General features: G+C 47.7%; 10 protein-coding genes. 4 read left to right on the top strand and 6 right to left on the bottom strand.

What is annotated here, in order from left to right; genetic code table 11:
- Positions 1-2 precede the first annotated feature (2 nt).
- Positions 3-2,669, bottom strand: coding sequence for a M14 family zinc carboxypeptidase (locus ACP7H9_RS06595; protein WP_439222434.1), 2,667 nt, complete (start codon positions 2,667-2,669; stop codon positions 3-5).
- 107 nt (positions 2,670-2,776) lie between these two features.
- Between ACP7H9_RS06595 and ACP7H9_RS06590 the strand changes: the two genes are divergently transcribed.
- Positions 2,777-3,967, top strand: coding sequence for a murein transglycosylase domain-containing protein (locus tag ACP7H9_RS06590; protein ID WP_439222433.1), 1,191 nt, complete (start codon positions 2,777-2,779; stop codon positions 3,965-3,967).
- Here ACP7H9_RS06590 and ACP7H9_RS06585 read toward each other — a convergent pair whose 3' ends face one another.
- From ACP7H9_RS06585 to ACP7H9_RS06565, 5 genes are all read right to left on the bottom strand, one after another.
- Positions 3,968-4,291 carry a DUF2149 domain-containing protein gene (locus ACP7H9_RS06585; protein ID WP_439222432.1) on the bottom strand — a complete coding sequence of 108 codons (324 nt, stop codon included), beginning with the start codon at positions 4,289-4,291 and terminating at the stop codon, positions 3,968-3,970.
- The gene (locus ACP7H9_RS06580) at positions 4,288-4,806 is read right to left on the bottom strand and encodes a MotA/TolQ/ExbB proton channel family protein (RefSeq protein ID WP_439222431.1); all 519 of its coding nucleotides are present in this window, start codon (positions 4,804-4,806) and stop codon (positions 4,288-4,290) included. Before ACP7H9_RS06580 ends, ACP7H9_RS06585 begins: the two co-directional genes overlap by 4 nt.
- A 2-nt stretch (positions 4,807-4,808) precedes the next feature.
- Positions 4,809-8,696, bottom strand: coding sequence for a cobaltochelatase subunit CobN (cobN, locus tag ACP7H9_RS06575; protein ID WP_439222430.1), 3,888 nt, complete (start codon positions 8,694-8,696; stop codon positions 4,809-4,811).
- Between the two features lie 9 nt (positions 8,697-8,705).
- Complete coding sequence (locus ACP7H9_RS06570) at positions 8,706-10,637, bottom strand: TonB-dependent receptor plug domain-containing protein (RefSeq protein WP_439222429.1); 1,932 nt, start codon at positions 10,635-10,637, stop codon at positions 8,706-8,708.
- Between the two features lie 95 nt (positions 10,638-10,732).
- On the bottom strand, positions 10,733-11,272 hold the full coding sequence (locus tag ACP7H9_RS06565) for a hemerythrin domain-containing protein (RefSeq protein ID WP_439222428.1): 540 nt from the start codon (positions 11,270-11,272) through the stop codon (positions 10,733-10,735).
- A gap of 188 nt (positions 11,273-11,460) precedes the next feature.
- Between ACP7H9_RS06565 and norR the strand changes: the two genes are divergently transcribed.
- From norR to ACP7H9_RS06550, 3 genes are read left to right on the top strand one after another with little or no spacing between them, the layout of a single operon-like run.
- Entirely contained in the window at positions 11,461-13,002 is a 1,542-nt protein-coding gene (norR, locus tag ACP7H9_RS06560) for a nitric oxide reductase transcriptional regulator NorR (protein WP_439222427.1), read from the top strand.
- The gene (locus ACP7H9_RS06555; protein ID WP_439222426.1) at positions 12,999-13,406 is read left to right on the top strand and encodes a YbaN family protein; all 408 of its coding nucleotides are present in this window, start codon (positions 12,999-13,001) and stop codon (positions 13,404-13,406) included. Before norR ends, ACP7H9_RS06555 begins: the two co-directional genes overlap by 4 nt.
- Positions 13,399-14,154 (top strand): HesA/MoeB/ThiF family protein, encoded by a 756-nt coding sequence (locus ACP7H9_RS06550; RefSeq protein ID WP_439222425.1) that lies wholly within the window; start codon positions 13,399-13,401, stop codon positions 14,152-14,154. The genes ACP7H9_RS06555 and ACP7H9_RS06550 overlap by 8 nt, the downstream gene beginning before the upstream one ends.
- The last annotated feature ends 2 nt before the right edge of the window (positions 14,155-14,156 follow it).

Below are 14,156 nucleotides of genomic sequence, written 5' to 3'. Positions count from 1 at the left end.
TCCTATTGTGCTTTTGCCGGTGCCAGGAACAAGGCGTTCATCAGCAAGGTATTTAAGCCGTCCATATAGGCACGGTACGTGGGTTCCTGAGTAAAGCTGATAATCATGCCTTTACCGCTTGGCTGCCACATTAACAGCGGTTTGTAAGGTAATTGCTGAGCTATATCGTCCCACAAAAAGCCACTGGCTAACAGGCTATCCGCGCCAGCAAACCACGCAATGTTGCGACCGTGATCAATATCAATGGGGGTAAATACGTCGTTACCGTTATAAATACTCACAACCTGCGGTTTAACACCGGCGCTTAACCAGTGGTCTGTATCTACTTCGGTATTTAGCAAAGCACCCGGCACCCAGTCGGGGTCAGCGCCGTGCGGTTTTATTTCCGTTAAGAACTGCTCGCGGCTTTCAATCACTTTGCCGTCTACTTTAATTTCTTCATCAGGCTCAGTAACGCCTTCTTCCGGCACTTTGCGTTCCAGCTGGGTATTAAGCAGACCGGTTTCAACCGCCCAGGCAGAAGCGCTGCCTAAGGTCAGCAACACACCGCCGTCTGACACCCACTGTTGGATCTTCTCAACGGTTTTGTCGTTAAGCACGCCGGAGTATGCGCCTTGCGGTAGTATCAGAACATCCAGCCCATTAAGGTCATTTTGCAGTAACTGCATGGTACGAATAGCCGTTACCGGGTACCCCATCTGACGTTCAATCACAAAGCGGGTATGCCCTGCACTGTATGGGCTAGCAGGCTCATCCCAGGCAATAGCAATGTTAGGTGCTTCCAGTTTGCTTACGTTGTGCGAACCAAAGTTAGGCCCTTCAGTCATCCAGCTTGTATCAACACCTTCAACGGTTGCACCTGACGCTTCAGCGAGCTTCTTTAATTTCGCCTGCAAGCCATCGGGATTATCAGCTCGGGTTAAAATCAATGAGCCGCTTGGGAATTCACCAGCGCTTTCGTGGGTAAAGGCTAATTCGCTTTGGCGAACCTCCAGACCCTCGCGCAGCGCAGCAGTGAGAAAACGTCCTGCGTTCATGTCACCCCAACGAATCAAAAAGGCCACTTTGGCATCTGGGTTAGTCACTTTGCCAGGCTCAATACGACCTTCTTCTACAAAGGCTGTGGCTACGTCAGGTAAGTCATCACAGGTGTAGCTGTCGACATTGAACATCAACGGCAGTGACCAACCGGTTACGTCGTAAATTTGGTCCGGTAGATTATTGTTACGGTGCTGCTCCTGCTCTGCCAGGAAGTCATCCGCCATATCCACTTGCTTATCCATTAAGGTGCGTATCATGCGGTGTGCAGGTTGTGCCATATCAATGATATAAGCGCCAGCTTCATAATCAGTACCGCACACATCAAACGCCTTTTCCGCCTGCTTCACTTCTGCGCCCTGTTCAACCAGTAAAGAGGCTAGTTTACGTGCGGCAGCCGGGTCGTCCTTGGCGGGTAGAATAATAGAGCGGGCATCACCGTCTTCGCCCGCTTCAACCGCTGACTTGCGGTACTCCCAGAACTTCTGCAATAAGGCTTCGCGGCGTTCGGAAACTGTCTGAATCGTCGAGATAGACGCTATAAAATGCTGCTGAACACCGTCAGCGTAGGTCAGTACGTCACCGTCTGTACGGTCAAATAAATGGCCGCGTGCCGAAGCCATTTCGTAAGTCATAGCAACTGAGCCCTGATACAGCGGCCAGCTGGCACCGTAGCCCGGGTAAAACGCATCGAAAATTTCGCGGGTAAAGTAATCAAAGCCTTTTTCGTCGAACCACTGGCCGTTATTTTTACCAATCCAGTTCAGCGTTTCGCGTTGTGCTTCGGTAATCAATGGGTTGTATGGGCGAGCCTCGGGGGTGAAGTAATAAGTGGAATCGCCACCCATTTCATGCAGGTCAACAAACACCAGCGGATAGTATTTTAATAAGGCATCTATTTGCCCGCTAATTTCAGGCTGAGTCAGCGCTATCCAGTCACGGTTCATATCAAACAGGTAGTGGTTAGTGCGCCCGTTAGGCCAGGGTTCATTTTGCTCCGCACTGCGACGGTCACCCGAGTGCTCGAGCCCAACACTCATGTAGTAACGATCCACGAAGCGGGCACGACCGTCCGGGTTTTGCAGTGGATCAATAAACACCATGGTGTTATCTAACCAGCGCTGAGTCTGCTCACGTTGGTCATGCAGTAAATGATAGGCCGTCATCATTGCCGCTTCGGGAGAAGAAATTTCGTTGCCGTGCACCCCGTAAGACAGCCAGATGCTACCGGGCAATTCGTCAATCAATTGCTCAGCTTCGTCACTATCAGTTTTACGTGGGTCAGCTAAAGACTGCATGCCCTGCATAAAACCGTCAAAGTCAGCCATGTTCCCTTCGCTGGAAATAACCGCGTAATAAAGCTTACGCCCTTCCCAGCTTTTTCCGTATTCAAGTAACTTAACCTGCTTAGGGTAAGCCCGCTGCAGTGCTTCAAAATAACGGCTCATATCCGCCGGGCTGGTAATCTTGGTACCAAGCGGGTAACCCAGAACCTGCTCAACAGTCGCTTCTGAATTACTGTAGTTCGCTTCGGGAAGCAATGACTTTTCACCAGCCAGCTGCTGTGCGTAGGAGGGGTTAACAAACCACGAGACCGCGGCTACTATCGCCGCAAATTTGAGACTGCGCATCTTCATTCCTGTTGTTTTATGCACTTTTTAACTGTGCTTAGGGTTTCTTTTTATGTCTCTCTAATGTAAAAGCTTGAACAAGGGAAGTGAAGCTCAATTTAGGCGCTATGAATAAAAAGACTCAATTAACCACGCTGCTGGCGGCTATAGCCACAACGCTAATTTTGGCAGGATGCCAAATAACACCTAATAACGTAAAACGCGTGGTCAATTCCGGCGTGCTTAGCGGTAACGACCCAACCGCCGTGGTGGAATCTATGGCGCGTGAGCGTTTGCACAGCTACCGCAGCAACCCGCAACAGCTTATTAGCGACATAGAGGACTTACGCGATGCCTTGCGCGACCTGCGTGCCGTTGCTGAGGCCATATGGGGTGACGAGGAAAACACGGTTCCCAGCGCGAAAAAATACGTTAAATACAGCGATAACTTCCATGCCAAAGCCGTTGTCGATTTTGAGCAGGGCCTGCTGAGTGTTGCGACATTGCATGACAGCAATGATCCAGCCAAAACCCGGGAACAACTCAAAGCCGCTATTGTGCGTACGCTGTTAACGCCGAGCGACCTCACTGCCGTAGATATTTTTACCGATAAAGAGCCCGAGCAAACCGGAAAACCGTTTTTGCGCGGACAAGTTGTTGACCAGGACAATGTCGTTGTCGAGTACGAATGGCGGGCGAATCGCTTTGCCGAGTATTTGGTGAAAAACCAGTTACGCACCCGGCGCGCTAAAAACAACAAGGTGTATGAGGTTCAAATTGCCTTAGTCGACGAGCACCAGGAGCTACGCAAACACCAGTATGCCGACTACGTTATAGCCGCAGCGCGACGCTATAACCTGGAGCCTGAGCTTATTTATGCCATTATTGAAACCGAGAGCAGCTTTAACCCCTACGCGGTAAGCCATGCCAATGCCTATGGCTTAATGCAGGTAGTAGCATCGACCGCCGGACGTGACGTGTTTGAGCGCATTCGTAAAATTCCCGGACAGCCCACGTCTCAACAATTGTTTGACCCGGCTCAGAACATCGATATTGGCAGCGCCTATTTGCACATTTTGAACACCCAGTACTTAAAAGGTGTGCAACACCCGCGCAGTCGCGAATACGCTATTGTTTCAGCATACAACGGTGGCGCCGGTAACGTCCTGAAAACCTTTTCTTCCAACCGCAGCAACGCGGTTCAAATTATAAACCGAAGTCAGCCCGGCATTGTTTACCGGGACTTAACTTCTAAGCATCCGTTGGCGGAGAGCCGCCGATATTTAGAAAAGGTGATGTACTTTAAGCAGGGTTACTAATTAGTCCTGCTTTGATTCTCCTTCCGGTACATAAATTAGGCTGCCGTCATCTAAACGATAAGTAATACCTGCTTTAACGCCTTTACCACTTCCAGCCTCTCTGGTTGACTTATAATGCTCCAGCTTTTGCCCTTCTTTTATCATAACTTCCATATTTTCTTTACCGGGATTTTTAATAACCGTCACATCATCCTGAGAAAAGGGGTTAAGCGGATTTTCCATAATAATAATGAATAGAATAACGATAATAACCAGAAAAATATCAACGATATTGACCATGCTTAGAATTGGATCATCGTCCTCTGCATCTAAGAAACGACTCATGCGGCTTCCTCCAGTGAGGCGTCCATTACTTGCTTTTGCTCTAACTTCTGGTCGTCTTCAATTTTCTTCAGCGTGGTTAGGCGCCAGCGGCGTTTTACCGTTAACAGAATAAAACAAAAAGAGGCCGCCATTAGCGCTACAATAACCGCGGCAAAGGCAATACCAACCTGCTCCCCTACCAGCCCCATTTCACCTGCGGCGACACCCGCCAGCGCAGGTCCCATGGGGATCATCGTTGCAACTAGACCCAGTAACGGTGCAGTTCGGGCGGTTATACGTAAACCTTCCAGTTCCTTCAGAATACGCAGTTCCAGGTGGTCTGAGTCAAGTTCTGGCTGACGCTGCTTCAGCTGCCACAACGGGCAGCTTTTTTCGCCTTTAGTTACTCGTAATAAACCTTCAACAGCAAAACGACCTAGCTCATATAAGCCGTAAACAAAAGCTAAAAGAATCGCCAGCAATACCGGTATGAGAAACCATGAAGATAGCTGATATAAAATTGCTTCAATTGCCATAATTAACCTCTCTTAGTCTGTGCATACTGGCGATAACCACCAATTAATAAAGGCAGAATAACCAGAGCCAGCCACCACCATTGGGTTTCTGCTTCGGTACCTTTTTGCATTGTTTTTTCCAGCTTCTGACCTTCTACTTGCTGAGCCTCGTTAGCCGCCTGGGCAGGCGCTGCTTGAGCAGAACTTGTCTGGGCATTCTTTAAGGCATCCATTGCCAATGGCGCAAGACCAAACCCGGCTGCTAGTTCATCCGAAAACTCGGCCAGTTTATTGTGATCGGGCTCTAGCCTATTTTTCTCTATACTTTCCATATAGGCCTCCACCAATTCTTCTTTCGTTTCTTCAGAGGCTTCCCAGTAACCTTTTCGAATCGCATCCAGCATCCGCTCCATCATCCGCAACTGAGCTTCTGCTGAATGCTTTTCAAACCACTCTTTGATGTCCAAATCCAGACTGTCCATCACATAAACGTCATGCATTTTCTGCCATTGATGGTCTTGCACAACGTTGGGTGATACGACTTGCCATCCCCACAGGTTATTCGTCATATCCTGAAGGTTCAGAGCACCGGCAAAGCCTTCTTCCTGCATTGCTTTTACCCAACCAGGATGAAAAGCGCGGGTAGCCATTTCCATAGCAAGAAACTCATCGGCTCCCTGAAAACGCACTTCTCCGGCTTTGCGCTGATTAGAGATATAAAGCTCAGGGCTTTTCCCTGTTAGATGCCGTACCGCAAGGTCAATGCCTCCCAAATACTGAAACGGGTCATCTGTGGTCAACATTCCGTACAAATTCGATGTTCTGGCTAATAATGCAGCATCTACGGTTTTTAGGTTCTCGGCATACAATTCGCTGTAGTCAGCGGCACTATCCCACTGACTGCTGTCCGGCCCGAAGGCGTGACTCATGCGTTCTAAATACAGTTTGGCTAACTTATCGTCACCTTCCCAGGTATCAGTCGCTAATGCAGCATCTTCAAGCCCGGTGCCATAGACACCGGTTGGGCTACCAAAAACCCGGGTTTGTGCCATGGACAAAGCATCACTTTCAGGTACGCCTTTTTTCACTAAATCAGATAAAAGCTTCTGCGTATGCTCATAAACGGGATTATCCGCTTCTTTCAGTTGCGAAACTTCAGCAGCTGCTTTTGCCAAATGCTCCATCACGTTAGGAAACTGATCGCGATACAAGCCAGTTGCAGACAACACCACATCCACGCGAGGTCGATTCAGATCATCGGCCGCAACAATTTCAAAACCGCTGACCCGACCGCCCCTATCCCAGGTTGGTTTTACCCCCATGGCATAAAAGGCCTGACTTTCCAGAATGCCCCCGTGGCGCATGGCCTCCACCGCCCATAATGAGAACGCCAGCCGTTCAGGCCATTCCCCGTGCTTTTCCTTATGCGCAGCAATCATTTCATCAATGGCTTTTTTACCCGCTAACCAGGCTTCTTTTGTTGGCACACGTGATGGGTCAAAACCCACCAGGTTCTTACCACTGGGTAAGCTTTCCGGTACACGAATGGGGTCACCGCCAATACCCGGCGCCACATGTTTTCCGGCCAAAGCCGTTTTTAGGCTCTCCCATTCCATAGCGGTATCCAGGCTATCGTAATATTTATGCGCTTTTTCCTGCCATTCGGGTAGCTCAGGAGTAAGTGCCGCGGTGTCTTTCGACTTGTCTTCTAACAGTACTTTTTGCAACCACTTATAAGGAATTGATTCCTTTATGAGTTCATAATCATCAACAAAAACTTCGTCGGGCTCATCCAGGCTCAATGCCTGAATAAAGTCGTCACCCAGCATTTGCATAACTGTCGTCAGTTTTTGTGCTTGCACGTCGTTGTCTGCATACGTGTGCAGGCCAATAGGTTGAGACTGGGCCGCAAGCTCATGCAGGTAGTCATGTAACCGTAGAATAAAATCTTTCGGTTGCTGAGCCACTTTTTCCATATCCCAGCCTAAATCGGTATTGAGGTCATCATCTTCTGCCATTTGCAGCAAACGTTTAACCGTATTGTTTTTCACCTCTCCGGGTTCCAGCGTTTCCCATTGATGAATCAACTGATGCATATCAACCAACTGACCGTGCAGGCCTGAAGGCTGAAAAGGTGGGGTTTGATGACTGACCATAACAGCCCGGCCACGACGTTTAGCCTGCGTGGCTTCACCCACGTTATCGATAATATAGGGATACACCACAGGAATATCCCCCACTGCTAACAGTGGGTCGTCATAGATACTCAGCCCACGCTCTTTACCGGGCATCCACTCCTGCGTACCGTGCGTACCGAAGTGAACCAGTACGTCGGCTTTAAAAACCTCTCTCACCCATAAATAAGTCGCCAGATAATAATGATTCACCGGTACCCGCATATCGTGATATAGCGAGCGTTCATTGTCCTGACCGGGTAAGCCTCTCGGTGGCTGACCCAAATACACAATATTCTGTGCACTCACATGAGGTATTGCGAAGACTGGCTCTCCATCAACCTCAGACAACATCGTTGAGTCACTGGCATTGCCCCAGTACTCGTTAATGCGTGTCTGGACTGACTCAGGCAATTGGCTGAACCATTGCTGATATTGCGCCAGCGAAACAGACAATGACTTCGATGTTGCTTCAGCTTTTTGCTGGTGGGTTTTCTGAATAGCCGCGCCAAGTCCATCAATCAACTCTTGCTCGGTAAAAGCCCGGGTCTGAAACCCTTGCTCAAGCCAATTATTGGACAGTAACTCAAGACTGCGCGGAACATTCATAAAGGATGCCGCCAGATTCTTTTCTCCCGGAGGGTAGTTGTAAACCATCACCGCAAGTTTTTGTTCACTCACGGGCTTCATTTGCAATTGAGCAAGATGAATGGCTTTATTAATGGCTGCTTTGGCCTGGTGGTCAATGAGCTCTAATTCGCCTTCTTGCTCAGCCCACATAATGAGCGGATCAATTAAACCATTTTGTTCGGGTAGTGCTAAATACAATGGCGTAGAAGCCAAAGATAAGCCGGAGGGACTATCTTCCCAACTTTTAACCGAGTCATTCCACCAGCCAATACCCTGCAGAACAGGAATTCCCAATTCATTCAACTGCTTCTCTAAGCCATTGTGATAAACCGGCTGCAAGTGAATAAGTGCATTCGCCCGCCCTTTTAAAAGGTCAACTAAGCGAGCGTCCGGCCCCAGTGAATAAAATACGGGTAACGCAAACGCGCCTTTTTCCTCGACCCATTCAACCAATTGGTCAATGTGCGCCATGGCGTCAGACTCAAGATAACGAACGTGAAATCCCAGAGCAATTACTGGCTGCCCTTGTTGATGTTCCAGGGAGTTTAATACATCGTCCGGATTGCCAGTAAAAAGCTCTGGAAATCTTGGATGGTAAGCACCTTGTGCAGGTATTTCACGGACTTCAGGCAAGCCGGCAAGTGACTCATCACCCATTACTCGACTTAATGCCTGAAAAAACACTTCAATATTGTGTTTACCACCATTTCGATAGTACTGATGTAAAACATCAGCGTTTTCTTTCTTTAAATTTTGATAACTGAAGTCACTCCGGGTTATAGCCAGCATTGGGCTAGTTATTGCGATATTGAGCTCCTGCAAACGTTTTTGAAATGCTTGCATATCCATAGAGCGCGGAAGGTCCACTACAATAAACTCGCTATTTGATAAACCAGAAGCAAACTCATCATCGCTTAGTGACATTTCCACTACATCAACGTTAATTTCAGCCTGCTTTGCAGCTGTCTGAATTAACTCGCGTTTATCCTCTAGCATCATACGATTTGTCAGTACCGTTACTTGATTTGCCCAGACATTGTTACTGGTTAGCAATAGCATCATGGTCAGAGCAAAACAGCCTAAAACGGCTTTCAATACGCTTAACATAAATACCCCTTAAAACTGCCAATACCAGGTGAGATCGATACTACGGCCGTGTTCCTGATAGCCAAAGCTGTCACTTTTTTCGAGTAAATCGGTATCGGTGAGATTACTCGCACTCAGTGTTAAACGATGCTCACCCCAAAAGTAGCTAAGGTTGGCATTTAGCAACGAATAGTCCGGAAGCTCAGTCATACCTGTGTAACTTGCAATCCATTGTTCTCCAATATATTGCCAGTCGATTGATGAGCTTAATGTAGAGGGGATCCAGTCGATGTTAAGACCAATAGTTCCCTGATGCTTAGGACGTGAGGTTAAGCGTTCACCAGATGTTTTATTTTCACCATCGGTGTAGGTATAACTATTGGTTAATTCCAGAGCTTCGAATAATTGGTATGAACCTTCAAATTCAAAACCTGTTACCTCGGCTTCTTCAACATTGACGTACCGATTAACATGACCAAAGCGGCCAGCGCAGTTCTCAACACAAAGTGTCGATATAAGATCTTCAATCTGATTATGAAAAACAGTGGCACTTATGGTGCTTTTAGCTCCTTCATAACGCAGCCCTAACTCCCAGCTATCACTAGTTTCGGGGTTCAGATTCTCATTTCCCAAAAAGCTATGTGGACCGTCAAATCGGTATTCGGGTGAGATTTGTTTTAACGTAGGTGCTTTAAAACCGTGCCCATAACCGGTTTTAATGGACAAGTTTGGTGTAACAGCCCAGACCATATAGACGCGGGGACTGAATTCTCCTCCAAAATATTCATGGTGATCCCAGCGTCCCCCCAAAGTGAGATAAACATCGTCAACTAAATCTGTTTCGTATTGAGCCAGAACTGACTTGTGAACGGCGCTATCACCGCCGCCATTAAATGCATTATGTTCCAATTCTTCATCGCGCCATTCACCGCCCATTGTTAAGCGAGATACACCAAAATCACGGTAAAAACGTGCTTCGAAAACATCGTCCGTTAAAAACTGTGGCGTATAGGCTGATACAGCAGCGCTATCGTTTTTATTAATGACATCGATAGACGAGCGATAATAGCCAACCTGCCCTGTCCACTGACTAAAATTAGCGTTCCAGAACGTTGACAGCTGCTCTCGCTTTAAGTCATACCAGGATCGATAGTAAGGCTCATTGCCCCGATAATTGGTATGTTGCCAGCGCTCTTCGTTAGCCGTTAGGTACTCAATATCCAGAGAATGCTCATCATTGAGCTTCCAGTCAAAACCCAGTTGCGCGGTATTTGTCCGACGTCCCTCAAGTGAAGATACCCTGACATTCTCAGTGTCCATAACATCGTCTTGATATTTATGTCCAAGGTGGGCTTTTAAAGTCAATGATTCCGTTAATGGCTGCACCCATTGACCGTTGAGTCCATATTGGCCGCCACCCGCATCTTCATTATCCATAGTTCCGTTAACCATAAGCGACGATGAAGCGTCTGGCTGACCGGCGCGGGTAATAATATTGATAACGCCGCCAAGCGCTTCAGACCCATATAAAGACGACATGGGGCCACGAATAACTTCAATTCGTTCAATACTGTCTAAAGGCAGCCATTCATACTGGAAATCCGAATGCCCTACCACATCATCTGTCGCGGATACCCTCTTTCCATCAATGAGAATAAGTGAATGTTTCGACTCCAGACCACGAAGTTGAATGACTTTTCGTCCCCCAACGCCTCGGCCTGATAACGAAATACCTGCGGTTTTACGCAAAGCCGTTATCAGTTGTTGATCGCTGACATTTTGTAGGTCATCACGAGAAATAACGGACAAAGAAGCCGGTGCCAACAAAGCACTTCGTTCGCTACCTGTTGCTGTAACAACAATAGTTTCAATAGGGTCTTCGTTAGTTTCAGCCGTAGCGCCAGTTGCTAAAAATAAGGTAAGAAATAATGGGGATAACGCGAACTGTCTTAAGCCATTCATAAACACCTCCTTCAATGAAGGTGTTAAGATAGCTTCGAATTAGATCAAACGCAAATCATTATCATTTGCATTTGATCTTTATCAATTTTATTTAATTACTGGCATGAACCACAACAGAAATCTTTACCGTGCTCGGGAACTGCAGCTTTTTTCTCCACAAAAAGAACATTATTTTCCAGGTGAATATGCTCGTATAAGTCGTCCTGCAGTTCCTTTAAACCGTTATACAATGCCGTCCAGGTACCGCAGGCACCTTCTGGCAAGGTTAAGTTATTTGTCAGTTCATTTATTCTTTCCAATTCAGCTTCATGCTGAACATGCTCTTCTTCCATTACTGAAATTGGCCCGCTGGGATAAACGCCGCGTGACAACATCGGAAACAGAATCTGTTCTTCTTTCATCATATGGCTTTCCAGTTCCTGCAGCATATTGTTCAAATGTTCCGCAAGTCCGTTCGGAGCTTCGGCGTGATCTCCATGAACTTCCTCTACCCGCATAGCTAATTGTTTTAATTCCGGTAACTGTTCACGGTGGCGTTGGTGAAAACGCAAATAGATGTGCTCAACTAGATCTTGCGAGGTTGCATTCTGCCATTGCTTCTCAACAGCTTGTAAATGTTCATTAATAGTATTCATAGCGTAAACTCCTGTTCGATAATTAAAAATGTTTTATCCGTATGTAACGGTTAACTTCTTATTATGCTTGCTCTATTGCAACAAACAGGCCAGCTTCTACCCCATTGTGATTATTGACTCTCCGATATGCCAAGGTACTATCGACCCAACCAATAAGGGTATTTTTAACCTGGGCAGTCAATTTAACCATGTTGCAAGAAAGTCTATTAGCCGACCTGCTTACAGAGCAGCCTGCGGCGGTCCGTTTACAAAATTTAGTTAACACTTTGCGCCGTCATTTCAACTGCGGTGCAGTGGTGTTGTTAAAGCTCGATAACGAGGTACTTCAGCCGGTTGCAATTCAGGGACTGGTGCGTGAAGCTCTCGGCCGACGCTTTGTGCTGGCGCAACACCCGCGGTTGAGCGCTTTGTTAGCTTCGCGAAGCCCGGTGAGATTCGAACATGACTCTGCTTTGCCGGATCCTTATGACGGACTGCTGGCCGAGCAACCGGGCAATGCACTGCCCGTGCACGATTGCATGGGCATTAGTTTGTATTTGGAGAACAAATGCTGGGGCGTGCTGACCTTAGATGCTTTGCAGCCAGGTACCTTTACCGACAATTCCGTACTGGAACTGCAGAAATTCAGCTTGTTTGTTGAAGCCGCAGTTCGTATTGGACAGCTTGAACAAAACGTACGAGCATTGCGCCAGGGGCAACAACGCGCAATGCCTAAAGCGGGAGGTGCCGAAAGCAATGATTCTGAAATTATCGGTCAAAGTAAAGCGATTGAAGGTGTACTGAAAGAATTGCGGGTTGTCGCTGGTGCTGACTTACCGGTTTTACTGTTAGGTGAAACTGGTGTTGGTAAAGAACTTTTCGCACGTGAGCTTCATTTACTGTCTCAGCGCAATAATATGCCACTTATTTACGTTAATTGCGCCGCATTACCTGAAGCGCTTGCCGAAAGTGAGCTTTTTGGTCACGTTAAAGGTGCCTTTTCCGGAGCCACCAGTGACCGTTCCGGAAGATTTGAAGCAGCTCACGGCGGTACTTTATTTCTGGATGAAGTTGGCGAGTTGCCATTATCGATACAGGCCAAACTGCTAAGAGTACTGCAAAACGGCGAAATTCAGCGGCTGGGCTCGGACAAGTACCGGAAAGTGGATGTGCGTTTGATAGCAGCAACCAATCGTAATCTACGCCAGCAAGTCAGTAACGAAACCTTTCGGGCAGATTTATATCACCGGCTTTCAGTTTACCCTTTACCCATTCCACCATTACGCGAGCGCGACGACGATGTTTCGATTCTTGCTGGCCACTTTCTTGAGCTAAACCGCGCGCGCCTGGGGTTAAGAGCTTTGCGTTTGTCACCAGAAGCCGAGCTTGCTATACAGCAGTACCAGTGGCCGGGTAATGTGCGGGAGCTGGAACACGTTATAAGTCGTGCTGCCATTAAATTGCTAAGTCATGGTGTAGAAAAAACAGATATTGCGACCATTGAACCCGACATGCTGGATCTTGATGTTCAACTACCGTTATCTGTCACAACGGATACCAATAATAACGCTTCAGCCGACTTACCTGAGCAAAATATTTCAATGAAAGAAGCCGTAAATTATACTCAACGTAAAATGATAGAGGCGGCTCTGAAGCGCCATAACAACAGCTGGAGTCAGGCAGCCAAAGATTTGCAACTGGATGCCAGCAACCTACACAAGATGGCAGGCAGGCTAGGGATGAAATCGTGACTCATGAACTGTTAATTAAACTGTTATGGCGTGCTCTGGCATTACTTTTTGTGCTGCTGGGGCTTGTCGGTATAGCTCTACCTGTAATGCCGACCGTTCCTTTTCTTATAGCGGCATTGTGGGCTGCTAGCAAAGGCTGGCCCCGCCTCGAAGCCTGGCTCATTAACCATCCGAAATACGGTCCGGATATCAAAGCCTGGCGCGATAATCGGGTTATCAAACGCCGTTCAAAAGTAATTGCTTTGATTATGATGGCAACTGGCTACGGGGTGTTATGGCTGCTGGTGCCACAGGTGCCCATTTGGCTGAAGGCATTTGTCGGCGTGGTATTGGTCACCGTCGGGGCCTGGCTGGCGACACGTCCTGAATTTGTTCCTGACAGTAAGGTAAGCCATTATGAGTAAAACCCTTTCCCACCAGCAAATGCTAAAATACAACCGGCACATTGCCTTACCGGCTATGGATTTAGAGGGCCAGGAAGCGTTGCTGAATGCTCATGTAGTGATTATTGGCCTGGGTGGACTAGGGTGCGCCGTTGCGCCCTACTTAACCGCTGCCGGTATTGGAAAGCTAACCTTAGTTGACGACGATGCAATTGACAGTCACAACCTACAACGCCAAATTCTGTTCACCGAAAGCAGCGTGGGAGAAAACAAAGCAGAACAAGCGCGGGAACACCTGACGAAACTAAACAGCGAAGCTGATATTACCGCATTACCGTTACGGGCAGACGACGCTTTGCTGATGGAGTTAGCGGACGAAGCCACGCTGATTGTCGATTGTTGCGATAACCTGACCACTCGTAATAGCGTTAATAAAGCTTGCCTGAAAAGCAAGACACCACTGGTTTCCGGATCGGCCATTCGTTTTGAAGGCCAGATTGCCAGTTTTTCTATGCAAAATGATTCGCCCTGCTATGCCTGTTACAGCCAATTTTTTGGCGAACAACAACTCAGTTGCGCAGAGGCCGGTGTGTTATCACCTTTGGTGGGCGTTGTGGGAACCATGCAGGCCGTGGAAGCTATAAAAATAGCGGCAGGTGTTGGCCAGCCGCTGTATTCATCGGTGTTACTGTTTGATGCGTTGCACAGTGACTGGCAGCGGCTCAATATTCAGAAGCACCCTGCCTGTCCGCACTGCGCTCGCCTTTAAGC

Source organism: Idiomarina sp. ST20R2A10 (assembly GCF_051842345.1).
GTDB lineage: Bacteria > Pseudomonadota > Gammaproteobacteria > Enterobacterales > Alteromonadaceae > Idiomarina > Idiomarina loihiensis.
Note: the sequence above shows the minus strand (reverse complement) of the source record. Positions and strands in the feature narration are given on the sequence as shown.